This window comes from Xanthomonas citri pv. citri (assembly GCF_000961215.1).
In the GTDB taxonomy this organism is placed as follows: domain Bacteria; phylum Pseudomonadota; class Gammaproteobacteria; order Xanthomonadales; family Xanthomonadaceae; genus Xanthomonas; species Xanthomonas cissicola.
Map to the genome: position 1 here is coordinate 1,458,473 of NZ_CP008998.1, position 24,168 is coordinate 1,482,640.

Annotated in this window: 20 protein-coding genes; 9 read left to right on the forward strand and 11 right to left on the reverse strand. The window is 64.8% G+C overall.

Annotation, left to right across the window (positions count from 1 at the left end):
- Window positions 1-17: 17 nt before the first annotated feature.
- Window positions 18-1,679: a glycoside hydrolase family 43 protein gene (locus AMD14_RS06990; protein ID WP_045714560.1), complete on the reverse strand. Its 1,662-nt coding sequence runs from the start codon at window positions 1,677-1,679 to the stop codon at window positions 18-20.
- A gap of 302 nt (window positions 1,680-1,981) precedes the next feature.
- Between AMD14_RS06990 and AMD14_RS06995 the strand changes: the two genes are divergently transcribed.
- Window positions 1,982-4,351 carry a TonB-dependent receptor gene (locus AMD14_RS06995; RefSeq protein ID WP_011050812.1) on the forward strand — a complete coding sequence of 790 codons (2,370 nt, stop codon included), beginning with the start codon at window positions 1,982-1,984 and terminating at the stop codon, window positions 4,349-4,351.
- Window positions 4,352-4,457: 106 nt separating this feature from the next.
- On the opposite strand, the gene trxC is transcribed toward AMD14_RS06995, so the two are convergent.
- From trxC to AMD14_RS07025, 6 genes are all read right to left on the reverse strand, one after another.
- A complete protein-coding gene (trxC, locus tag AMD14_RS07000) occupies window positions 4,458-4,904 on the reverse strand; it encodes a thioredoxin TrxC (RefSeq protein WP_011050813.1) in 447 nt (148 codons plus the stop codon).
- Window positions 4,905-5,077: 173 nt separating this feature from the next.
- Window positions 5,078-5,443: a DUF1428 domain-containing protein gene (locus AMD14_RS07005; RefSeq protein ID WP_005923552.1), complete on the reverse strand. Its 366-nt coding sequence runs from the start codon at window positions 5,441-5,443 to the stop codon at window positions 5,078-5,080.
- A gap of 366 nt (window positions 5,444-5,809) precedes the next feature.
- A complete protein-coding gene (locus tag AMD14_RS07010) occupies window positions 5,810-6,940 on the reverse strand; it encodes a hybrid sensor histidine kinase/response regulator (protein ID WP_003484256.1) in 1,131 nt (376 codons plus the stop codon).
- Window positions 6,937-7,521: a chemotaxis protein CheB gene (locus AMD14_RS07015; RefSeq protein WP_003484254.1), complete on the reverse strand. Its 585-nt coding sequence runs from the start codon at window positions 7,519-7,521 to the stop codon at window positions 6,937-6,939. The genes AMD14_RS07010 and AMD14_RS07015 overlap by 4 nt, the downstream gene beginning before the upstream one ends.
- Entirely contained in the window at window positions 7,518-8,366 is an 849-nt protein-coding gene (locus tag AMD14_RS07020) for a CheR family methyltransferase (protein WP_026006954.1), read from the reverse strand. The genes AMD14_RS07015 and AMD14_RS07020 overlap by 4 nt, the downstream gene beginning before the upstream one ends.
- Window positions 8,339-11,512, reverse strand: coding sequence for a response regulator (locus AMD14_RS07025; protein WP_015462967.1), 3,174 nt, complete (start codon window positions 11,510-11,512; stop codon window positions 8,339-8,341). The genes AMD14_RS07020 and AMD14_RS07025 overlap by 28 nt, the downstream gene beginning before the upstream one ends.
- A 160-nt stretch (window positions 11,513-11,672) precedes the next feature.
- On the opposite strand from AMD14_RS07025, the gene AMD14_RS07030 reads away from it, so the two are divergent.
- Both AMD14_RS07030 and AMD14_RS07035 read left to right on the forward strand, forming a co-directional pair.
- Window positions 11,673-12,836, forward strand: coding sequence for a PAS domain-containing hybrid sensor histidine kinase/response regulator family protein (locus AMD14_RS07030; protein ID WP_011050815.1), 1,164 nt, complete (start codon window positions 11,673-11,675; stop codon window positions 12,834-12,836).
- Window positions 12,829-13,197, forward strand: coding sequence for a response regulator (locus AMD14_RS07035; RefSeq protein ID WP_005914675.1), 369 nt, complete (start codon window positions 12,829-12,831; stop codon window positions 13,195-13,197). Before AMD14_RS07030 ends, AMD14_RS07035 begins: the two co-directional genes overlap by 8 nt.
- 21 nt (window positions 13,198-13,218) lie before the next feature.
- Here AMD14_RS07035 and AMD14_RS07040 read toward each other — a convergent pair whose 3' ends face one another.
- From AMD14_RS07040 to AMD14_RS07045, 3 genes are all read right to left on the reverse strand, one after another.
- The gene (locus AMD14_RS07040) at window positions 13,219-14,568 is read right to left on the reverse strand and encodes a glycoside hydrolase family 16 protein (protein ID WP_040107589.1); all 1,350 of its coding nucleotides are present in this window, start codon (window positions 14,566-14,568) and stop codon (window positions 13,219-13,221) included.
- A 67-nt stretch (window positions 14,569-14,635) separates the two neighbouring features.
- On the reverse strand, window positions 14,636-14,797 hold the full coding sequence (locus AMD14_RS24995) for a hypothetical protein (RefSeq protein ID WP_162829061.1): 162 nt from the start codon (window positions 14,795-14,797) through the stop codon (window positions 14,636-14,638).
- A gap of 421 nt (window positions 14,798-15,218) precedes the next feature.
- Window positions 15,219-16,802, reverse strand: a complete 1,584-nt coding sequence (locus tag AMD14_RS07045) for an alpha-N-arabinofuranosidase (protein WP_015462969.1) — start codon at window positions 16,800-16,802, stop codon at window positions 15,219-15,221.
- 237 nt (window positions 16,803-17,039) lie between these two features.
- Between AMD14_RS07045 and AMD14_RS07055 the strand changes: the two genes are divergently transcribed.
- On the forward strand, window positions 17,040-18,089 hold the full coding sequence (locus AMD14_RS07055; protein WP_015472389.1) for an aldose epimerase family protein: 1,050 nt from the start codon (window positions 17,040-17,042) through the stop codon (window positions 18,087-18,089).
- A 157-nt stretch (window positions 18,090-18,246) separates the two neighbouring features.
- Here AMD14_RS07055 and AMD14_RS07060 read toward each other — a convergent pair whose 3' ends face one another.
- On the reverse strand, window positions 18,247-19,038 hold the full coding sequence (locus AMD14_RS07060) for a cytochrome C assembly family protein (protein WP_003484236.1): 792 nt from the start codon (window positions 19,036-19,038) through the stop codon (window positions 18,247-18,249).
- 241 nt (window positions 19,039-19,279) lie between these two features.
- Here AMD14_RS07060 and ffh point away from each other — a divergent pair, with 241 nt between their 5' ends.
- From ffh to rimM, 5 genes are all read left to right on the forward strand, one after another.
- Window positions 19,280-20,656 (forward strand): signal recognition particle protein, encoded by a 1,377-nt coding sequence (gene ffh / locus AMD14_RS07065; RefSeq protein WP_011050819.1) that lies wholly within the window; start codon window positions 19,280-19,282, stop codon window positions 20,654-20,656.
- Window positions 20,657-21,392: 736 nt separating this feature from the next.
- Window positions 21,393-22,463 (forward strand): NAD(P)H-dependent flavin oxidoreductase, encoded by a 1,071-nt coding sequence (locus tag AMD14_RS07070; RefSeq protein ID WP_015472388.1) that lies wholly within the window; start codon window positions 21,393-21,395, stop codon window positions 22,461-22,463.
- Window positions 22,454-23,251 (forward strand): aminotransferase class IV family protein, encoded by a 798-nt coding sequence (locus AMD14_RS07075; protein WP_011050821.1) that lies wholly within the window; start codon window positions 22,454-22,456, stop codon window positions 23,249-23,251. Before AMD14_RS07070 ends, AMD14_RS07075 begins: the two co-directional genes overlap by 10 nt.
- 97 nt (window positions 23,252-23,348) lie before the next feature.
- Window positions 23,349-23,606 (forward strand): 30S ribosomal protein S16, encoded by a 258-nt coding sequence (gene rpsP, locus AMD14_RS07080; RefSeq protein WP_003484223.1) that lies wholly within the window; start codon window positions 23,349-23,351, stop codon window positions 23,604-23,606.
- 43 nt (window positions 23,607-23,649) lie between these two features.
- Window positions 23,650-24,162, forward strand: a complete 513-nt coding sequence (gene rimM / locus AMD14_RS07085) for a ribosome maturation factor RimM (protein ID WP_011050822.1) — start codon at window positions 23,650-23,652, stop codon at window positions 24,160-24,162.
- Window positions 24,163-24,168 lie beyond the last annotated feature (6 nt).

Genomic DNA, 24,168 nt, shown 5'->3' on the forward strand with positions numbered 1-24,168 from the left:
CCGTTCCTGCACGCCGCTCAGCGCGCATACGCGTACGGCCCGAATGTGGCGCCAAGAAAACCGCCGGCCGACTCGGTGCTGAGCACACTTGCATCGCCCTGTTCGAGCAGCGTCTGCCACTGCCCCTGGCCGACGGCGTAATCCACGTGCACGCGGGCGGCATCCAGCGCAAAGCGCAGTCTCACCGGTTGCGTGGCATCGGGCAGGGGGGCGCGTGCCAGTTCGGTGCCGGTGCCGGGCTGTTGCGATCCGGCGCGGCGATACAGCACCACCGCAGCGCCGCTGTCCTCGCGCACCAGCATCGCTGCCAGGAAGTTGCTCTCCTTGGCCACGATCGCCAGACCGGCCTGTTCGCCTGGCGCCAGCGCGCTGCCATCCACGCTGGCGACCAAGGTGGCGACCAAGGTGGCGTGATGGTGCTGCAGGCGATGACCCAGATAGGCCGGCGGACCACGGCCGAGATCGCCTAGCGCAACCTTTGCCGGGGTCACGCGCAAACCTTGCGCGCCGGGCTGATACCACGGTCTCGCGGGTGGGTGGATGGTCATCCATTGCATCGGCACGCGCGCATCCTGGAAGCGTTCGCTCCACTGCATCGGCCCGGTGGTCGGCAGGGTCTGCACGCCCGCCGGCAAAGGTGGGCGCGCGGTCACTGCAGGGACCGCGGCGCCATGCGGCAGCACCACCGGCCAGCCATCGCGCCATTGCACCGGCAACAGGAAGGTTTCCCGGCCCAGGTTGTAGTGATTGCCGCGGTAAGGGCGCGTCGCGAGGAACACCGCCCACCATGTGCCGTCCTTGAGTTCGATGAACTGCGCATGCCCGGCCGAGGTGATCGGCGCAGTGCGAGACGGGTCCAGGTCGCGTTGGGTGAGCACCGGATTGCCGCTCCAGGTCTCGTATGGCCCGGCGATCTGGCGGCTGCGGTAGATCATCTGCGCATGCTGCTCGCCGGTGCCGCCTTCGGCCGCGGTAAGGTAGTAGTAGCCATCGCGGCGGAACAGATGCGGGCCTTCGATGTGTTCGGGATTGGTCGCCGGCTTGAAGCCGGAATCCACGATCACCTGACGGGTGCCGACCAACCTCATGCTGGCCAGATCCAGCTGCTGCAGCCAGATGGCGCGGTGCCCGTCGTAGCGCATCTTGCCGGCCGGCACGTCGTTGTTGACCAGCCAGGCGCTGCCATCGTCATCGAAAAACAGCGAGGGGTCGATGCCCTTGGCGTCCAGCCAGATCGGATCGGACCATGGCCCGGCAGGATCGGTGGCGGTGATCAGGAAATTGCCGCCATCGCAGTAAAAACAGGTGTTGGCGATATAGAAGGTGCCAGCGTGGTGGCTGATGCTGGCGGCAAACAGGCCGCGGGTCAGTTCGTCGTTGCCGTAGTTGATCTGGGTTGGACGGTCGATCGCGTTGCCGATCTGGTTCCAGTGCACCAGGTCGCTGCTCTTGAAGACCGGCAGGCCGGGGAAGTAGCCGAAACTGGAATTCACCAGATAAAAATCGTCGCCGACGCGCACCGCCGACGGGTCCGGATGAAAGCCGGCCACGACCGGATTGCGGTATTGCGCGGCAGTTGGCACGGGGCCACCATCGTCGCCTTGGTAATCGATCTGCGTGATCAACGCGGTGCCGGCTTGTGCCAGCTGACAGATCAATGCGGCCAGCAGGCCGGCCATCCATGCGAGTCGTTTCAAGAGATCCCCGTGTGCCATGCCCTGGCGCAACGCCAGTACGACACCAGCATGACAGCACGCAGGGCGGCGTGGCATGACGTTTTGCGATGCCAGCGCTGCGTGATGGCATGCCTGCACGCGCGTGGCGGCGTGCGGTGATCGGGCGCTGCCACTTCGCTGCAACATTGCTGACATATCGTGCGCGCGGCGCCACGCGGCGCCACGCGGCGCCGCCAGCAGGCATGCCATGCCAAATGGCTTCGACGCTGTGTCATCACCTCGTATCACTTCTAGGATCAGTCCGCATGCCGTTGTACTCGCCTGTCTTTTCGTTGCCGGTGTCCGCTATTGCACAGGTCGCTGCGCGCCGCCGCACCGCCTTGCAGCGCACGCCGCTCGCGCGTGCCTGCGCGTGCCTGTTGCTAGCCTCGTTGGCGGCAACCGCGTCTGCGCAGCAAGCGCCGGCGGCCCAGGGCGAAGCCAGCCCCACCGCGCTGGACACGGTCACCGTCACTGCCGAGCACCGCGAGCAGAACCTGCAGGACGTGCCGGTCTCGGTCGGCGTGGTGCAGGGCGCAGCGATGCGCGACTACACCGCCGGTGGCGACGACACGCTGCTGGCGCTTTCCGGCCGCGTACCGGGCTTCTACGCCGAAACCACCACCGGGCGCATCTTCCCGCGCTTCTATATCCGTGGCCTGGGCAATATCGATTTCTACCTGGGTGCCTCGCAGCCGGTGTCCATCATCCAGGACGATGTGGTGCTGGAGCATGTCGTGCTCAAATCCAATCCGGTCTATGACGTGGACCAGGTCGAAGTGCTGCGCGGCCCGCAAGGCACGCTGTTCGGGCGCAACACCACCGCCGGCATCGTCAAGTTCGATACGGTCAAGCCCAGCGACACCTACACCGGTCGCGTCAACGCCAGCTACGGCAGCTACAACACTCTCTCGCTGGATGGCGGCTTCGGTGGCCCCATCAACGATGTGCTGTCGTTCCGTGTGTCCGCGTTGTACCAGCACCGCGACGATTGGGTGGACAACACCTTTGCCGGTAGCAGCGCCGACGGCACGCGCACGCCGCGCAAGGACGCGATGGGCGGTTACAACGACCGCAATGCGCGCTTGCAGGTCTCGCTCAAGCCCAACGATGCGTTCTCGCTGCTGGGCTCGGTGCACACGCGCGATTACGACGGCACGTCCACCTTGTTCCTGCGCAACGCGATCACGCGTGGCAGCGACAAGGTGGACGTGCCGCGCGACCGCGTGGCCTACGACGAAGGGCACGACAACCCGCAGGCGTATCAAACCGATGGCGGCTCGCTCAAGGCGATTTACGACTTCGGTGGCGTGTCGCTGACCTCCATCACCGCCTACGAAACCACTTCCGGCTACAGCCGTGGCGACACCGATGGCGGTGCTGCCGCCAATTACCCGGTCAATGGCGTGCCGAACGGCTTTGGCCAGTCGATGGGGCAGATCCGCGACCTGGACCAGTACACGCAGGAATTGCGCCTGGCCAGCGAAGGCGACGACGCCCTGCAGTGGCAGGTGGGCGCGTTCTATTTCGACGGCCGCGACATCACCGATTTCTATCAGCGTGCCTATTTCCTGCAGACCGCCGCGCGCAACCCGAACAACTGGGTGCGCCTGCGCAATACCAATACCTCGTGGGCCGGCTTCGGTCAGCTCAGCTACAAGGCGACCGACGCGCTGACGCTGACTGCCGGCATCCGCCAGACCAAGGACACCAAGCAAACCCGCCTGCTCAAGACCGCCGATACCGCGGCCGGTGTGGTGACCTACCGCGGCCGGCGCGATGTGCGCATGTCCGATACCCAGCCCAGCTGGGATCTGAGCGCGATGTATGAGATCGATCCGCAGCTGAGTGTGTATGCACGCGTTGCGCGCGGCTTCCGCGGCCCCACCATCCAGGGCCGCAGCGCAGTGTTCAATTCCGATTTCACCACTGCCGATTCGGAAACCATCCTGTCCTGGGAAGCCGGCATCAAGAGCAGCCTGTTCGAGAACCGTCTGCGCCTGAATGTCAGCGGCTTCACCTACACGGTCGACGATATCCAGCTCAACGGCAACGACTCGGACGGCAATGGCGTGCTGTTCAATGCCGACAAGGCCAAGGCCTACGGCATGGAAGCGGATCTGGACTGGCGCCCGATCTCCAACCTGTCGATCACCGCCGGCCTGAGCCTGTTGCATAGCGAAATCCACGACGAGCGCGTCTACGCCCAGGTCTGCGCGCTCAATGGCGTGGTGGTGTGCACGGTCAACGACCCGACCATTCGCGTAGGTGCCAACACCTTCGCCCAGATCGACGGCAACCCGCTGCCCAACGCGCCCAAGTACAACCTCAACCTGGCCGCGCGCTACGACATCCCGGTCGGCAACGACGGCGCGTTCTTCGTGTCCACCGACTGGAACAAGCAGGGCCAGACCAGCTTCGTGCTGTACGACTCCACCGAATTCCGCTCCGACGGCAATTTCGAAGGTGGCCTCAAGCTGGGCTACACCGGTGGCTACGGTGCGTGGGAAGTGGCGGCGTTCGCGCGCAACATCACCAACGAAAAGAACCTCAAGGGCGTGATCGAAAACTACATGGCCGCGGTCTACAACGAGCCGCGTGTCGTCGGGGTGTCGGTCAACGTCAACTGGCAGTGACGGGTTGATCGCCTGATTGCAGTCACTGCGGCGTCTGCGCCGCAGTGATGTTTCCTGCAGGTGGGCAGGCCAGCTGCGTGCATGCGCAGCTGACCTTCGTGTTGCGTCACCGCTTGCTCAGGACAGAGCGCACCCAGGTGACGATTTGCGTGCTGCTCACCGCGCCGGAATGACGGCCCAGTTCCTGGCCACCCTGGATGACCAGCAAGGTGGGAATGCTGCGGATGCCAAAGCGCGTGCCCAGCGCCGGATGCAGGTCGGTATCCACCTTGGCCAGGCGCACCTGCGGTTCCAATGCTGCGGCGGCTGCGGCAAATTGCGGCGCCATGCTCAGGCATGGCCCGCACCAGGGCGCCCAGAAATCCACCACCAACGGCAATGCGCTGCGCACCGCATGCTTGTCGAAATCTGCAGCCGACAAGGCCACCGGCGTCCCCGGGAACAGCGGCTTGTGGCAGCTGCCGCAGTTGGGTGCATCGCGCAGGCGCGTGGGCGCAATACGGTTCATCGCAGCGCAGCTCGGACAGGCGATCAGTAGCGGTGCGTCGGTCATGTGGGTCTCCAGTCGGCGGCGCTGCCTGCGCTATCTCCGGCCATCGCTGGCGGCGCATGCTGCATGCCGCCAGTGTAGCGATCACCACAAACGATTCCGTGCCGAACGCAGCGGCAGTACCAGCCTGCGCATGCCTGATCAACGTCCCGCGGGGCCATCGCGCGCTGCATCGCTCAAGCCGATTGACCCAGCGCCACGATCGGTACGAAGCCACCGTAGACCATGCGCTTGCCATCGAACGGCATCGGATTGACCGACGGGTCCATGCGTGGGTCTTCCATCATCTTGCGCATGCCTTCATCCCGGGTGGCCTTGTCCGGCCATTCGATCCAGGAAAACACCACGGTCTCTTCGGCGGTGGCATCCACTGCGCGATAGAAGTCGGTCCATTGCCCCGCTTGGACATCGTCACCCCAACACTCCACCACCCGCAGGGCACCGTACTCCATGATGACCGCATCGCCCATGCGGGCATGCGCGATAAAGGCTTCTTTGTTGGCCGTGGGGACGGCAAGCACGAAACCATCGATATACGACATAACCACCTCCGCAGATGGGCTGCACGGCGTGCACGTGAGGATGACCAAGAAGGGATATTTGGTGCGACCAACAACTGGAGAGCAGTGGGGCAGGAGCGTGCATCCAGCGCGCTGGCCGCACGAGCATACTGTGCATGGGGTGCAACGGCACTGCTTGAGCTGGCTGTCGCCTGGGCTGTCAGGCGCACTGCCGAGGTCCTGCCTGTCGGGCTCGCTGGCGCGGCGGCCGCGGATCTGTCGTGCCTCGATCGACGGCAGCGCCCTGCAAGCACTTTTGCTGGAGGCCGCGGCAGTGCATCGGCCAAGATGCGCTGGTCGCAAAGCTGCGCGAGCAACGGCAACGCGGTCGCCGCCACAGTGCGGCGGTCAGGCTGCCAGGTTGTGGCGGCGTAATCTTGCCTCGAACACCACGTCGCCGTCCTCGTTGCGCGCCTGCAGCGTACCGCCGTGTGCCTTGACGAACTGGTCGGCGATGAACAGGCCAAGTCCCAGCCCCTGGCTTGCATGGAAGCTGGCCTTGAACGGTTCGAACAGACGCGGCATCAGGCTGTCGGGAATGCTGCCGGCGTTGCGCACCGACAGGCGCAGGGTGTCGTGTTCGCGGCCATCCAGATGCACCTGCACCGGATGGCGTCCGCCATGCAGGACCGCGTTGCCGACCAGATTGGACACGACCTGCGCCAACCGGTCGCCGTCGCCATCGCCATCCAGGTCGCCCTCGGTGCGCAGGTCGATCGTGGTGTGCGGATTGGCCTGCGCCACTTCGCCCACCACGCTGTGCACCACCTCGCCCAGGTTGCATGGGCCGAACTGCATCGGCAAACCATCGGTGCGCAGGCGCGAAAAATCCAGTAATTGCTCGACCATGCGCGACATGCGGTGCGCGCTGTTTTCCAGGTGTTCCAGCGTGCGCGCAGCCGAACTGTCGGCATCGACATCCAGGCCGAGTTTGTCGGCGCACAGCAGGATCACCGACAGCGGTGTGCGCAGGTCGTGGGTGAGCACGGCCATCATGGTCTCGTTGAGCTTGAGCGCGCGTTCGAGCGAAGCATTTCTCGCCTTGAGCAGCCGCCGCTGCTGATACAACTCGATGAATACGTTGACCTTGCTCAGGATGATGTGCGGCTCGATCGGCTTGTGCAGAAAATCCACGGCGCCGGTTTCGTAACCCTGGAAGGCGCGCATCGGATCGTTCGGCGATGCGGTCAGGAAAATGATCGGCACATGCCGGGTGCGCTGCGAACCGCGCATCAATTCCGCCAGCGAAAACCCGTCCATCTCCGGCATGTGCACGTCCAGCAGCGCCAATGCCACGTCGTGTTCGAGCAGTAGTTCCAGCGCCTGCGCACCGGAGGCGGCGCACAGCACGCGGATGCCGTCGCGTTGCAGCAGCGCTTCCATGGCCACCAGATTCTGCGGCACATCGTCCACGATCAGGATCTTGGTCGATTCGGTGTCGTCGCTGCTTGCAGCCAGGCCGGTCGCGGTAAGGTTCATGCGTGAAAAGCTTCCAGTCGGGTGCAGATGGCTTGCAAGGTCAGCACCGCATCGGCGCCGGCGTGGGCGAGAGCGGAGGCGGGCATCAGCGACGCGGCGGCGTCATCGGGGCGCTGGATCCAGGCAATGCCGCCCATCGCACGCACCGCGGCCACACCGGCGCTGCCGTCGCTGCTGGCACCGGTGAGCAGGATTGCCAGCAGGCGTTCGCCGAAGACATCGGCAGCCGATTCGAACAGCAGGTCGATCGCCGGGCGCGAAAACAACACCGGGGCATCCATCGACAACGCCAGGCTGTCGCGGTCTTCCACCAGCAGGTGGTAGTCGGGCGGGGCGATGGTGACGGTGCCGGGCAACAGCGGCTGCTTGTCTTCGGCCTCGCGCACCGGCAGCGCGCAGCGCGCGTCCATCAGCTCGGCGATGTGGCTGGGGCGGTCGCGCGGCAGATGCAGCACGACCAACACCGGCATCGGCAAGTCTGCCGGCAGCCCGGACAACAACGCCTGCAGGGCCATCACGCCACCGGCGGATGCACCGATCACGATCGCATCGAAACGCTGGGCTGCAGACGCGCAGCTCATGCGGCTTTCCGATACAGCCGCTGCTCGCGCGCACAGGCTTCGAACGCCTGCGCGTGCGCGCCGAACTGCAGCGACTCCTTGCTGCCCAACCCGAGAAAGCCGCGATGCACCAATGCGTCGTAGAACAACCCCACCGCACGATCCTGCAAGCTGCGGTTGAAATAGATCAGCACGTTGCGGCAGGACACCAGGTGGACTTCGGAAAACACCGTGTCGGTCGCCAGGCTGTGGTCGGCGAAAACGATATTGCGTTTCAGGCGCCGGTCGAACACCGCACCGTCGTAAGCGGTGGTGTAGTAGTCCGACAGCGAGGTGCGGCCACCGGCGTCCAGATAGTTACGGCTGAACTGCGCGATACGATCGATGCCATAGGCGCCGGCTTCGGCCATGCTCAGCGCTTCGGGGTTGATGTCGGTGGCGTAGATCACCGCCTTTTCCAACAGGCCTTCTTCGTGCAGCAGGATGGCCAGGGACCAGACTTCTTCGCCGGTACTGCAGCCTGCCACCCAGAGCTTGATCGAGGGATAGGTGCGCAACACCGGTACCGCATGCTCGCGCAGGACGCGGAAATATGCCGGGTCGCGGAACATCTCCGAGACCTGCACGGTGAAGAACTGCATCGCCTGCGCAAAGGTGTCCGGCTCGTGCAGCAGACGGTGCTGCAGATCGGCCACGCGCGCGCAGTCGAAACGCGCCATTGCGTGGCGCATGCGCCGTCGCAACGAGGACACCGCATAGTCGCGGAAGTCGTAGTGATAGCGCTGGAACACCGCTTCCAGCAGCACGCGCAGTTCCAGGTCGAACAGCTCTACCGGGTTCATTGCCGCGAGCACCATACGCGGCAGAGCGAGACCAGCTTGTCCACGTCGATGGGCTTGGCGATGTAGTCGTTGGCGCCGGCTTCCAGGCAACGTTCGCGGTCGTCGGCCATGGCCTTGGCGGTCAGCGCGATGATGGGCAGATCCTGCCATTGACGATTGGCACGGATCTGCCGCATCGCGGTGATGCCATCCATCTCCGGCATCATGATGTCCATCAGGACCAGGTCCACCTCGTGCTTGGCCAGGTGCTCCAGCGCCTCGCGGCCATTGCGTGCGATCTGCAGCGTGACGCCCAGCGGTTCGAGCACGCTGGACAGCGCAAAGATGTTGCGCACATCGTCTTCGGCCAGCAGCACGGTGGCGCCGTCCAGCACCGCGTCGCGGCGGCGTGCTTCGCGCAGCAGGCGCTGCTGATCGCTGGGCAACGAGGCTTCCACGCTGTGCAGGAACAGCGTTACCTCATCGAGCAGACGCTCCGGCGAGCGCACGCCCTTGATGATGATGCTCTTGGAATACCGGCGCAGGCCTTGCTCTTCGTCGCGGGTCAGTGCGCGCCCGGTGTAGACGATCACGGGAGGGAAGGCGACCGCATCGTTGCCGGCCATGCGTTCGAGCAGGTCGTAGCCGCTGCCGTCGGGCAAGGCCAGATCGGTGACCATGCAATCGAAGGTGGAACTTGCCAGCTGGTCCATCGCCTCGGCAATGCTGCCGACCGCCACGATGTCCAGCTGGTCGCGCGCCAGCAGCAATTGCAGATTCGCGCGCAAGGCGCTGTCGTCTTCGACGATCAACAAACGACGCACTGCGCGTGCGTTGGTTTCTTCCAGCTGGCGGATCGCACCGGCCAGCAGTTCGCGTGTTGCAGGCTTGATCAGGTAGCCAACCGCACCAAGCTCCAGCGCAATCTGGCTGCGTTCCAACGCGGACACCACGTGGACAGGCACATGGCGTGTGGCCGGATCGCGCTTGAGGCGTTCGAGCACGCTCAGACTGGACGCATCCGGCAAGCCGATGTCGAGCAGGATGCCGCTGGGGCGCAGTTCGGCGGCCAGGCGCAGGGCTTCTTCTGCGTTGGGGGCCACCACGCAATCGAAATCCAGTTCGTGGGCCAGTTCCACCAGCGCTTGCGCAAAGCGGGTGTCGTCTTCCACCGCCAGGATCAGCCGGCCTGGGCGGCTGCGTTGGTCGCGATCGTCGTCGGCCCGCTGGATCGGTGCGGCATTGGGCGATGCGATCGGCACTGGCGCCATGTGGGCCGCCGCAAGAGCAGGTGCGCCGGATTGCGCACCTAGCGTGCTGCCAGTGCGTTGTTGCACGTGGGCTCCAGACGCCGGGGCTGCGACCGCGGCGACGTTCGCAGCTGCATCGGCAGGGCCGATCACCTCCGCAGGTGCGCCATCGGTCGGCAATTCCAGCGTAAAGCAGCTGCCGCGCCCCGGCTCGCTGTCCACACTGATGCTGCCGCCCATGCGTTGCGCCAGGTCGCGCGAAATCGACAAACCCAGCCCGGTACCGCCATAGCGGCGGCGCGTGCTGCCATCGGCCTGACGGAACGCTTCGAAGATCACCTCGCTCTGTTCGCGCGCGATGCCGATGCCGGTATCGGTCACCGCGAAGCGCACGCGGCCCGGCGCAGATGCCTGGACCAGCAGGCCGACCTTGCCGTGTTCGGTGAACTTGATGGCGTTGGCCAACAGGTTCTTGAGGATCTGCTGCAGGCGCTGGTTGTCGACGACCAACTGTGCCGGCGCACCGGCAGCTGCCGTGATCTCCAATGCCAGGCCCTTCTGTCGCGCCAGCGGTTCGAAGGTGTCGCGCAGGCGTTGCAGCACCGAACCGGTGACGACCGTTTCGTCGGCCAACTCCACGTGCCCGGCTTCGATCTTGGACAGGTCCAGGATGTCGTTGATCAGCGCCAGCAGGTCGTTGTTGGACGACAGGATCGCCTGCGCATACTTCACCTGCTCGGCGCTGAGCGTGCCGTCCTTGTTGTCGGCCAGCAGCTTGGCCAGGATCAAGGCGCTGTTGAGCGGCGTGCGCAACTCGTGCGACATGTTGGCCAGGAATTCCGACTTGTAGCGCGAGGCAGTGGACAACTCGTTGCTATTGCGCACCAGCTGATTCTGCGCGATCAACAAGGCCTGCTTCTGCGCTTCCAGTGCCTGGGTGCGCTCTTCCAGCTGCACGTTGGTCTGTTCTAGTTCTGCCTGCTGCACTTCCAGGTCGCTTTGCGACTGCTGCAGGCTACGGCTCTGTTCTTCGAGTTCCTCGTTGGCCACGCGCAGCTCTTCCTGCTGGGTCTGCAGTTCCTCGCTCTGTCGCTGGGTTTCTTCCAGCAGGGCCACCAGCTGCGCGCGCAGCAATGCGGTGCGCAGTGCCAGGCCGATGTTCTCGCCGCAGCGTGCCAACAGTTCTTCTTCGCGCGAGCCGGCGGTGCGTGGGTCGGTCACGCGCCCGAGCTCGATGATGCCGATCACCCGGTCGTCGGCGGTGATCGGCGCCAGCAGCAACTCCTGGCAGCTGCTCTGGCCCAGCCCGGAGGCAATCTGCAGATGACCGGCGTCCATGCCGCGGATGCGACGCACTGTGCCACGTTGCAGCACCTCGCCGAGCTGGCCGGCAGCGGTTGGCAGCGTCTGCGGCAGATCGGGCGGCAACGCCGCACCACCGGTGAGTCGCAGACGGTCGCCCTCGATGCGATAGAGCGCACCGACCTGCGCATCCAGCGTCTGACACAGTGCGCGCACCGCGGCGTCGGCCAGCTCCTGCGGCGCCTGATCGCCGCGCAAACTGGCCTCGACCGTGTTTTCTGCCTGCTGCAGCCACAGTGCGAATTCGGCCTGCCGGCGTGCGCGGATCGCCTGCATCACCACCAACGCCATCGCCAGGAACGACACGCCGCCAATGCTGCGATTGACCGAGGAAAAACTCGAATTCGTGCTCGGTGGCGCAAGCTGAAAACCAATCGCCAGCAAGATACACGACAGCACGCCCACGATGAGCGGCACCTGCGGGCGGTTCTGAAACACCGTCACGCCTACTGCTACGAAGTAGGTCAGCCACACCGCATAACCCAGCGGAGTCACCAGTTCCATGCCCAGCGTTCCCGCCATCAAGGCCCCCGCGATGACCCAAATCCAGCGGTCGCGTGTGGTCGAGATGGTTTGCATAAGGTGCGTGGACCGAACTGGAAGGGCAGTCATGGTAGCCGATAACTTTCACGCACAAATCGCCGGAAATTTGACGCTTTTTGCTGCCGCGTTGGCTTGCACGCAGCCTTCACGCAGCTATCAATATGGTCCCGCGCTTTTCTGGGGGAATCATCGCGCGATGGATGCGGAAACGGCCGTCGACAGCGCAGGGCCGCTTTCTTACGACAGCCGGCAGTGTCAACTGTTGGTGCAGAGCGTGTCCGATCATGCGATCTACATGCTCGATATCGGTGGGCATATTCGCAGCTGGAACCCCGGCGGCGAGCGCATCAAGGGCTACAGCGCAAGCGAGATATTAGGCACGCATTTCTCGCGGTTCTACCTGCCCGAGGATGCGCAACGCGACGAACCCAGCCGCAATCTGGAAATCGCCAAGCGGGAAGGGCGCTTCGCTGCCGAAGGTTGGCGCTTGCGCAAGGACGGCAGCCGGTTCTGGGCCAGCGTGGTGATCGAACCGGTGCTGGAATTCGGCGTGCTGGTGGGGTTTGCAAAAGTCACTCGCGATCTGACCGAGCGCCGTGAGGCGCAGCATTTGCTGCAACAGGCGCAGCAGGCGTTGCTGCAATCGCAGAAGGTCGAAGCCTTGGGTCGGTTGACGCTGGGCATGGCCCACGATTTCAACAACCTGCTCACGGTGATGGTGACCAGTCTGGATCTGATTGCGCTGCGCGCAGGCGAGGACGCGCGCACCCGCATGTTGATCGAAGTGGCGCAAACTGCGGTGGATCGCGGCACCTTGCTGACGCGGCAACTGCTCGCGTTCGCGCGCGGTCAACAACTGAACCCTGAGCGCCACCCGGTCAATGACATCGTGACGCGTTCGTTGGAACTGTTGCGGCGTGCCTGTCCGCCGGGTGTGAGCTTGTCGTTGCAGTTTGCCGACGCACTGCCGCATGTGCGCGTAGACCCCGGTCAGCTGGAGGCGGCGTTGCTCAATCTGGTCTTCAATAGTTGCGATGCGATGCCCTCTGGCGGCAGCATCGCGTTGCTCACTTCTGCTGCGCAGCGATCCGAACCGTCAAGCCCACAAGGCGTCCGTCGCCCATACGTCGCCCTTGCCGTACGCGACGACGGTCCGGGCATGTCCGCGCACGTTGCACAACGCGCCAGCGAGCCATTTTTCACCACCAAGGATGTCGGCAAGGGCTCCGGCCTGGGCTTGAGCCAGGTCTATGGCTTCGCATCCCAGTCCGGTGGCTTCGTCGAGCTTGAGACCGCACCTGGACGCGGCACTACCGTCACCGTGTTTCTCCCGGCCGTCGAGGAGGCCGAGCATGACTGAATCCCTTCGCCTGCTGATGGTGGAAGACCAAGAAGAACTGCGCGAATTGATCGGCGAAGCGCTGCGCGATGCCGGCATCAGCGTCGACACCGCCGATGATGGTCACAGCGCGTTGCGCATGGTGCGCGACAGTGGCCCGTACGACGTGGTGTTCAGCGATATCCGCATGCCCAACGGCATGTCGGGCATCGAACTGAGCGAGCAGGTGGCGCAACTGCTGCCGCAGGCGCGCGTGATTCTGGCCTCGGGGTTTGCCAAGGCGCAGTTGCCGCCGTTGCCGGCGCAGGTCGATTTCCTGCCCAAACCGTACCGCCTGCGTCAACTCATCGACATGCTCAAGGCCACCCCAGCCAACGCGTAGACGTTGGCTGGGCGTGCGGCCTCAACGGCTCTGGTAGTACACCTTGTCGATGGCGATCTCCACCGGTGCAGCCGGTGGATCGGCCACCAGCGTGAAGGGCTGTTTGACCGCCTGCAGATCCAGATCGTAGAAGGCGCTGAACGGGATGCTCACCTCGTGCCAGGCGCCATCGCGCACCAGTCCGTACTGGTTGCCGCCAGCGACAAAATCCACCCAGCTATCGCCGAAGCTGGTGTTGATGCCGATCTTGAATGTCGACGGCGTGGTGGTCTTGACGTGCAGTTTCAATGCACCGCCGGCATATGCAGCGAGATTGCGGTAGTCGCTCTGGATGCCCAATCCAAACCATGCCCCGGCGTTGGCGCGGTAGGCCATGACACTGCCGCCCTCGAAAGGCGCCTGCGCAATCGGGGTGAGATTGTTCCACAGATACAACTCGGCATCCTGGCCGAAGGTCAGCCGTGCACTGGTATCGGTCTGTTCGGTAAACACCCCGAACCGGCCCGCGGGCACGGCATGTTGCGTGCCCACGTACAACTGCGACCCTGGGTTCTGATACAGGCGGATGTAATCGACCTCCATTTTGCCAGGGAGCGGGGCCGTCACCGCAGCAGGCGAGGTCACACCAGTGAAGGTGCCGCCCACCGCCAGGTTGAGCAACAGATACTGCTGCTGATGGAATTCATGCAAGGAAGCGCCTTCGATATTGGGAATCGCAAATTCGAAGTATTGCTGCCCGTCGATCGAGACGCGGATGAATTGCGGGTCCCAGGTCAATCGGTACACATGAAAATCGTCATGCAGATTCACCGGGTTGGTGTAGCTGGTGTCGTAATCGGCCTGCGACCCGTTGTAGTCCCAGTGCACCGCCGCGCCGATGCGACGGTTCGCGGTGCCATTGGCGATCGCGGCGGCCATGCCGGCTTCCATGAGGTCGATTTCGCCGCGACCCGGCCACACGCCGATGGTGCCGAGCATCCAGTACGCCGGCCACAAACCGTTGCCCACCACCGGCGTTTTGATGCGCGCCTCCAGCGTGCCGTACGTGAAGTGCATGCGGCCCTCGGTCTTGAGCCGTGCTGAAGTGAACGGCATGCCGCCGAAGGCTTCGCGGCGTGCTTCGACCACCAACCTGCCGTTTTCGATCCGCGCATTCTCGGTGCGGCTGGTGTAGTACTGCATCTCGCCGTTGCCCCAGCCGCACAAGCCGATCTGGCATCCGTTGCCGACGTCGTAGGTCCATTTGGTGCCGTCGATGGAAGGCCCGTTGAAGTTGTCTTCCCATACCAGCGTCTGCGCACTCGCGCTCGTTGTAAGCGCGACGCCAAGCAGAACAGCGAACTGCACAGTCACAGCGCGTAGTGTGTTCATTGCGAGCCTCTCCTGGTACGGAATCAAATCCGTGGAGGGGCGACGCTGCGTAGCGGCTGCCTGGGTGTCAAAGAAAATGTCGTGCGTGCTTCAGATTCGTGGTGTTCATTCCGGAATAATCAATCATTGGCATGATGCCGGTCGCAAACCCTGCCGGCGACATGTTGCGCGGCAGCAGCCAGTGGCGCGGCGGATCGATGATGTGTGCTTTCCCCAATGCCGATTGCACGTCCGGATACGCGAAGCCGCGACCGCCTCAGCCGAACTCGCTTGCAAGCGGTTGCAAGACCGTGGCCTGTGGTACGCGTGCCCAGTGCGCATGGACGTGGTCTGTGCACGATAGATGCCGCGTACTGCCGATGCGCCGGCACACGTCTTGGCGAGCGATTGCAGTCCAGTGTTTTCAACTCCGAAACCGGGCCTCAACAACAGCGCCATCTGCCTTTAGAAACGGCGCATCGCCTGCAACGCGATACGCCTCCGGTACGCGCCTTGAACCTGTGGTCGCGTCGGCATGGCGACGTGATCACCAGGCACATGCGAAATGCAACGATCGCGCTCCCTTGCAAGGCGCGTCCGAACGAGGCAACCCGGTGCCCACATGGCTGGCCGTGTCCGGCACGTACGCCCTGTGCATTGCATCCGATCGCTCATTGCAGCTTGAGCATCACGATCGAATGCGCCGGCAGCGCCACGTTCACTGTCTTGCCTTGGACACGTGCGCCCTTGAATGCCACTGGCGCAACGGCCTGTGGCTGCGCATAGGTGTTGTACGTGGCGATCGCCGGTGCCGTCAGGATCTGTCCCTCCACCGCACGCAGCGGCAACCCTTCCACCTGCACGCTCACAGTCGCCGACGCGCTCGCGTCCAGATTGGTCAGTGCGATATACACATGGCCATCCTTCGCCTTGACCGCCGAGCCGTGCACTGCCGGCACCTGCGTATCGCCATGACGGTATTGCGGTGTCTGCAATTGCAGCGGCAGGTGGGTGGCGTCCTGGTAGGGCTTGTAAAGCGCAAACACGTGGTAGGTGGGCGTCAGCACCATCTTGTCGCCATCGGTGAGGATCATCGCCTGCAGCACATTGACCATCTGCGCGATGTTGGCCATGCGCACGCGCTCGGCATGCTGGCTGAAGATGTCGAAGTTGAGGGACGCCACCAGCGCGTCGCGCAGGCTGTTTTGCTGCTGCAGGAAACCGGGGTTGGTGCCTGGCAATGGCGCATACCAGGTGCCCCATTCGTCCACGACCAGAGCCACTTTCTTGGCTGGGTCGTACTTGTCCATGATCGCGCTGTGCTTGGTGATCAGCTCGTCCATCACCAAGGTGCGCGACAAGGTCTGGATCCATGCGGCTTCGTCGAACGTGGTCGACGACGCGCGCGGCGGCCAGCCACCGGGAATGGTGTAGTAGTGCATGCTCAGCCCGTCCATGAACTTGGAGGCCTCGCGCATCATCACTTCGGTCCAGTGGTAGTCGTCGTCGCTTGGGCCAGGCGCGATCTTGAGGATCTTCTGGCTGGCCGGCGACTTGACGAAGGTCTGGTAGCGGCGAAATACATCGGCTGCGTACTCCACGCGCATATTGCCGCCGCAGCCCCACAACTCGTTACCCACACCGAAGTAGGGAACCTGCCAGGGCGCATCGCGGCCATTGGCGCGGCGCTCGTTGGCCAGGCTCGAGCGTGTGGGCGCGGTCATGTATTCGGCCCACTGCGCGATCTCCTCCGGCGCAGCATCGCCCACGTTCCCGGCGATATAGGCCTGGGTGCCGAGCAGTTCGGTAAAGTCCATGAACTCGTGCGTGCCGAAACGGTTGGACTCTTCCACACCGCCCCAGTGCGTGTTGACCCTGATCGGGCGCTTGGCCGGCGTGCCGACGCCATCGCGCCAGTGGTATTCGTCGGCGAAGCAACCTCCGGGCCAGCGGATGTTGGGGACGGCAATGGCTTTCAGTGCGGCGACCACGTCGTTGCGATAGCCGTGCGTGTTGGGAATCGGCGACTCCTCGCCCACCCACACGCCACCATAGATGCCGGTACCCAGATGCTCGGCGAATTGGCCGAACAGTTGCCGCGACACCTGCGCGCCGGGCTGGTCCACGCGCAACGTGCCGTTGACCTTGACCTCGGCAGCGAAGCTGGCCGGCACGCTGGCAATCGAGGCGGCGACGAAAACGGCGTTCAACAGCTGCCTGCGCGATGCCTGCAACGCGGGGGAAATCCACTGCATCGGGTCGGTGCTCCTGTGCTGGTCGATGGTCGGGTGGGTGCTGCTGCGATGGGAAACGCGCTGCTAGCGTAGTGCCGGTGGCCGCCCTTTGTATTGCTGCAGCGCGGCCGTTGCAGGCGGGCGCGGCAGTCGCTTCGCCGCCGCAATCGCCTCGCCGGCCAGGATGTGCGCAGCAGCATGGTCGGCAGCCACCGCATGCGGCTATGCTCGCGGGCTACCTCATCGGCAGGACGATCCATGCAGCGAGTGTTCGGGCAGTTGCCAGACGGTGTCGAGATCCACGCGCTCACGCTACGCAGCGAGGCTGGTCTGGAAGCGGAGGTGCTTACCTACGGCGGCATCCTGCATACGCTGCAGTTGATCACCGCACAGGGTGTGGTGCCGCTGGTGCTGAACCTGCCGGATCTACCCGCCTATGCTGCCGACGGCGACAGCCTCAACATTCTGGTGGGCCGCTTCGGCAACCGCATCGCCGGTGCGCGTTACACCCTGGAGGGCGTCACCCACGTGCTGGCCGCCAATGAAGGGCGCAACCAGCTGCACGGCGGGCTGCGCGGCTTCGGACGACGGGTGTGGAGCGTGCTGGAGCAGGCGCCGGACCAGGTGCTGCTGGGCTACGACTCACCCAATGGCGAAGAGGGCTACCCCGGCAATCTGCACGTGCGTGCGCGCCTGCAGCTTCAGGGGTTGAGCCTGCAGCTGGAGTTCGAAGCGCACTGCGATGCCGCGACTGCGTTGAATCTTACCCATCACCCGTATTTCAATCTGTCCGGCGACCCGCAGCTGCGGGCCGCAGCGCAGGTGCTGCGCGTGCCAGCCGATCGCTACCTGCCGGTGGATGCCGAGTCGATCCCCACGGGCGAGATCGCATCGGTGACCGGTACGCCATTCGATTTCCGCCAACCTGCCGCGCTGGCAGACAACACCGACACGGCGCATCCCCAGATCATCCTCGGCAAGGGCTATGACCAGTGTCTGGTGCTGGCCGCCGACGCGGACTGCGTTGCCGAGCTGTACTCCCCGCACAGTGGCGTGGCGCTGCGTATCAGCAGCGATGCCCCGGCGGTGCAGGTGTACGAGGGCCAACATCTGGACGCCCACCATCCCGGACTGGGCCGTGGCGTATGCCTGGAGCCGCAGGATTATCCGGACGCCCCCAATCACCCCAACTTTCCTTCGACCATCCTGCGGCCGGGCGACACCTATCGCCGCCGTATCAGCTATCGCTTTGCCAACGCGGGGCCGGGCCAGCCCTGGGACGCCGTGCGTGCCGCGCTGGATGCGTGAGAGGTTTCAGAGCTGAGGAGTTAGCTGGGCTGCGTCGTGCGGGCGCGACCCAGTGCCGCTGATCGCAGTGTCAGTCTGGTGCGGGTCTATGCCCGTCGCAGGCTGCACAAGATCGATCCATGCGCGCCCGCCCAGCGCACGCGTACGCCCAAGGCGCTCAACGCGGCCCCAGCACCAGCTCGATGACGAACTTGCTGCCGAAGAACGATAGCACCAGCAGCGCCATCGCGGTCAGCGTCCAGTGCACCGCCTTGGTGCCGCGCCAGCCATTGCGCCAGCGGCCGATCAGCAGCGCACCGAACACGATCCACGACAGGATGCTGAGCACGGTCTTTTGCAATAGCCGCTGCGCCAGGAAGTCCTGCACGAACAACAGGCCGGTCAGCAGGGTCAGGCTCAACAGCACAAAGCCCACCGTGATCGTGCGGAACAGCAGCGTTTCAAGCTCGGTCAGCGGTGGCAGTGCGCGCAGCCAGCTATGGAAATCGCGCCGCCGCAGCGCGCGTTCCTGCAGCCACAGCATGATTGCCAGCAGCGCTGCGATGCCCAGGGTGGCGTAGGCCAGCAAGGCCAGCCACGCGTGCAATTCGAGTCGCCAGCCCAGATCCGAGCTGGGCTCGTGGCCGTAGGCGTGGTAGCTGGCCAACAGGATCGCCGAAAGCGGGAACACCACCACACCCACTGCCGCCATCCGCCCGCGGCCACCGAACACCGCCGTCAGCGCAGCCATGCCCAGCCCGCATAACGACAGTGCCGCGAAGAAGTGCATGTCCGGCCCGCCCGCGGTGCGCACCGCCACCAGCACGTGGTAACCGGCGTGCAACGCCACTGCAGCCAATGCGGGCGCCAGCCAGCGCGCAGGCGACTGGTTGCCATCGCGCAACACCGCCCAGGTGAGCAGCGCCGTGGCCAGCAGATACAGGGCGAACGCGATGAGAACGATTGTCATCGTGGAAGTTTCGCATGGTGGGGCGGGGATTGGGGATTGGCGAGTCGGGAATCGGGAATCGGGAATCGGGAATCGGAGAAGCCTGGGCCGCGGGTCGCTTGGGTTTTTGCTGGCAGGCAGGGGGGGCGGTACCTCGCAGCGAGGGAGCGCCTGATCAAGCGGGGTGCGCCGGGCGCCGGGGCAGGCCGCCAGCCGGTGCCGCTATAATCGGCACCCGTTTCCCCTCCGCGGTCCTTTGCGCATGTTCGAGTCTCTTACCCAACGTCTCTCCGGCACCATGGAGCGCCTGCGCGGCCGCGGCCGCCTGACCGAGGAGAACATCCGCGAAGCCACCCGCGAAGTACGCATCGCCCTGCTCGAGGCCGACGTGGCGCTGCCGGTGGTGCAGGCGCTGATCGAGCGCATCAAGGTGCGCGCAGTCGGTCAGGAAGTGCTCAAGTCGCTGACCCCGGGCCAGGCGCTGATCAAGGTGGTACGCGACGAGCTCACCGCCGTCATGGGCGCGGCCGCCACCGACCTCAACCTCAACGTGCCGGCGCCGGCCATCGTCCTGATGGCGGGCCTGCAGGGTGCAGGCAAGACCACCACGGTCGGCAAGCTCGCCAAGCACCTGAAAGAAAAGCGCAAGAAGAAGGTCATGGTGGTCTCGGCCGACGTCTACCGCCCGGCCGCGATCGAGCAGCTCAAGACCTTGGCCGAACAGGTCGGGGTGCTGTTCTTCGCCTCAGATGCGTCGCAGAAGCCGGTCGACATCGTGCGTGCCGCCATCAGCGATGCGCGCAAGTCCTTCGTCGACGTACTGCTGGTCGATACCGCCGGCCGCCTGGCGATCGATGCGGCGATGATGGACGAGATCAAGGCGCTGCACGCCGCGGTCAACCCCACCGAAACCCTGTTCGTGGTCGATGCCATGACCGGTCAGGACGCGGCCAACACCGCCAAGGCCTTCGGTGAGGCGCTGCCGCTGACCGGCGTGGTGCTGACCAAGACCGACGGCGACGCCCGCGGCGGTGCCGCACTGAGCGTGCGCTACATCACCGGCAAGCCGATCAAGTTCGTCGGTACCGGCGAAAAGATCGACGGCCTGGATGTTTTCCATCCCGACCGCGTCGCCAGCCGCATCCTGGACATGGGCGATGTGCTGTCGCTGGTGGAGCAGGTCGAGCACAGCGTCGACCAGGAAAAGGCCGCCAAGCTTGCGGCCAAGGTCGCCAAGGGCAAGAAGTTCGACCTCAACGACATGAAGGAACAGCTCGAGCAGATGCAGAACATGGGCGGTATCCATGGGCTGATGGACAAGCTGCCTGGCATGGGCCAGATCCCGGACAACGTCAAACAGCAGGTCACCGGCAAGGAAGTGCCGCGCATGATCGCCATCATCAATTCGATGACCAAGAAAGAGCGGCGCAACCCGGCGCTGCTCAACGGCTCGCGCCGTGCCCGCATCGCACGCGGCTCGGGCATGCAGCCGGCCGACGTCAACAAGCTGATGAAGCAGTATCAGCAGATGGAAAAGATGATGGGCAAGCTGGCCGGCGGCGGCATGAAGGGCCTGATGCGCAACATGAAGGGCATGATGGGCGCCATGGGCGGCCGCGGCGGCATGCCGTTCCGCTGAGCAACCTGCGCACGCCGCGCTGCGAAGCCATTCGCAGGCGCCCAGTGCGTGCATCTTGCGCTGGCCTGGTGCTTGCGTGGCAGGCCACATCAAAGTGGGCGGCCGTTGCGTCAGGTCTCGTCCTCTGGCGGTGCAACGTACGGGTTGTCGCGGATATCACCGCCTGTTTGCGTGGCGCCTGCGGACGTGCGGACTTCACTGTTCACTGCTGAAGACGCGGGCGACGCCAGCGGTGCCGCGCAGGCGATCGCTCGTCTGGCACAGCTCGACGCAGCAGCTCCATCATCCGTTGCCATTGCCCGGTCAATGCGCCGGTCGCATGCGAGGCGAGGGACGTCTGCTCAAGCTGTTCCGTGGGCCGGAGCTGGGCCATGTGTGGGTGAGCGCAATGCCGGCTAGTTGCAGGCAGCGTATCTGCCCTTTCGATGGCGATTAGTGCCTGGACTTGCGGCTATTCGGGCCACCGGCACGTCGCACCCAACCGGCTTCGGCGTTTATCGATTTAGCGCTTCTGAGGCGCTTATCTACAGCGTCGCAGCGCCGGCGTGCTCCGCGTTGGAGAATGTCTGGGTCCAAGAGTGGTGCCGGCAACGCATGCCGATGCCGGCGCATCAAGCGCAGCGACCATCTGCTGCGCAGCCGCCAGACCGGCGCGGCAGGTGCGCGTGTCCGTGCCGGCATCAGCGTCTGCCCATCGCGGTTACCATGCGCCATCTCATGGTGTGCGAAGTGATTGATGACCAGATTTTCCAACGTCGATGCCTTCCAGCAGCGCTTTGGGCTGCGCTTGCCGATCCTGCTCAGTCCCATGGCCGGCGCCTGCCCGGTGCCGTTGTCGGCGGCGGTTGCCAACGCCGGTGGCATGGGCGCGATGGGGGCCGTGTTATCGCAGCCGCACGACATCGTGGCGTGGATGGCAGCATTCCGTGAGGCCAGCGCAGGGCCTGCGCAGATCAATCTGTGGATTCCCGACCCGGCACCTGCGCGCGATGCGGCCGCCGAAGCGCGCCTGCGCGCGTTTCTTGCGCAGTGGGGGCCACCGGTGCCGGAGACAGCGGGCGATGCGACACCTGCCGATTTCGACGCGCAATTGGATGCCTTGCTCGCCGCGCGGCCAGCAGTCGCCTCATCGATCATGGGCATCTTCCGGCCCGATCAGGTGGCACGTCTCACGAATGCCGGGATCGCCTGGTTCGCCTGCGCCACCACATTGGACGAAGCGCTTGCGGCGCAGGCAGCAGGCGCCGATGCAGTGGTTGCGCAAGGGGCCGAAGCCGGTGGCCATCGCGGTGCGTTCGAGGCCGGTCGCGCCGCGCAGCAGATGACCGGGCTATTGGCGTTGTTGCCGCGTCTGGTCGATCGTCTCGATATCCCGGTGATCGCGGCCGGCGGCATCGCCGATGCGCGCGGCATTGCGGCAGCGCTGACGTTGGGCGCAAGCGCCGTGCAGATCGGCACCGGCTTGCTACGCACGCCCGAAGCTGCATTGCCGAGCGCCTGGGCCGACGCGTTATCTCAGGCAGAGCCGGAGCACACCCAGCCAACCCGTGCGTTCTCGGGCCGGTTGGGGCGCGCGCTGACCACACCATATGTCGGTGCAGCAAACGCTGCAGACGCACCGCCACCCGCGCCATACCCGGTGCAGCGCGGGCTCACCGCACCGATGCGCCAGGCCGCTGCGCGCGACAACCGCCTGGATGCGATGCAGGCCTGGGCCGGCCAATCCGCCTGGATGGCGCCCGCACAACCGGCTGCGCAGGTCGTGACGCAATGGTGGGAACAGGCGCAGGCGTTGTTGTGCCGTTGATCTTCTGTAATGGCATCGCCGCTACCGCGCAGCAGCTCGGTGCTGCGGCGTTGAACAATTACGGTCACTTCACCACGCTGCAAGTGCGCGATAACGCTGTACTTGGTCTGGACCTGCATCTGCAACGTCTGCAGCACGACAGCGCAGCCCTGTTTGGTGCTGCTGCCGATCCCGACGCCATTCGCGCGCAGTTGCGCGTTGCGTTGTCGGCTGCCGGCAGCACCGATGCGAGCGTGCGCATTACGGTGTTTTCGCAGGATTTCGACCTGCGCGATCCATCGCGCGCTGTCGCACTGGATGTGCTGATCTCGCTCTCGCCCGCCGCGCAGATGCCAGCGACCGCTGTGCGCGTGCAGCCGGCCCATTACGTGCGCGAGCAGCCGCTGCGCAAGCACGTCGGCACCTTCGCGCTGCTGCAGCTGCGCCGTCAGGCAATGCTTGCCGGGTTCGACGATGCGCTGCTGATCGATCCGCAAGGCCGGCTCGTGGAGGGTGCGTTCTGGAATCTGGGCCTGTGGCAGCAGGGCAGGGTCGTGTGGCCGCAGGGGCCGGCCTTGCCCGGCACCCGGCAGCGTCTGCTGCAGGCCGGGCTGCAAGCGCTTGGCATCGAGCAGGAGGCGCGCCCGGTCACGCTGGGTGAACTCCAGGCATTCGATGGCGGCTTCAGCTGCAATGCGCGCGGGCAACAAGCGTTGGCGGCAGTCGGGTCTGTGCAGTGGCCGGACGCCGCCGCCCAGCTGGCGATTCTGGAGCAGGCGCTGCAAACGCAGGCCTGGCAAGCGATCTGAGCGGCTCAGGGGTGACTTGGCTTCGCCGCCGGGGTGCGCTATAATCGCCGGCTTACCGCGCCACTCTGGCGACTGGGCAACTCAGGAAAACAACACCATGGTCAAGATCCGACTGACCCGCGGCGGCGCCAAGAAGCGTCCGTTCTACCACATCATCGTGACCGACGTACGCAGCGCGCGCGACGGCCGCAACATCGAGCGCCTGGGTTACTACAACCCGGTTGCCCAGGGCGCAGAACCGCGCATCGTGCTGGACGTCGCACGCGTCGACCATTGGGTCGGCAACGGTGCGCAGCTGACCGACAAGGTGCGTAACCTGTATCGCGAAGCCAAGTCTCAGGCCGCTGCGGCCTGATCTTGAGGGCCGGGTATCGCTACCTGGCCCAGAGTCGACGCAGATGAAGCAGAACGAGCGCCGCATCCTGTTAGGCAGGATTGTCGGCGCTTTTGGTGTCAAGGGTGAGCTGAAGCTCGAATCCTGGACCGAGCCACGGACCGCCATCTTCCGCTATCAGCCGTGGATCGTGCGCTCGCCGTCCGGACAGGAATCGGTGGTCAGCGGCGTGCGTGGGCGCGATCAGGGCAAGAATCTGATTGCGGTGTTCCCCGGCGTCACCGACCGCGACACGGTCGAAGCCATGCACGGGACTGAAATCTACGTCGCGCGCAGTGCGTTGCCGCCGCCCAAGCCCGACGAATATTACTGGGTGGATCTGGAAGAATTGCAGGTGGAAACCGTCGAAGGCGTCAAGCTGGGCACGGTGTCGCACCTGTTCTCCACCGGCTCCAACGACGTGGTGGTGGTGCGTGGCGATCGCGAACGGATGATTCCGTTTGTGTTCCCGGATTTCGTCAAGTCGGTCGACTTCGAAGCCAACCTGATCGTGGTGGACTGGGATCCGGATTTCTGATCAAAG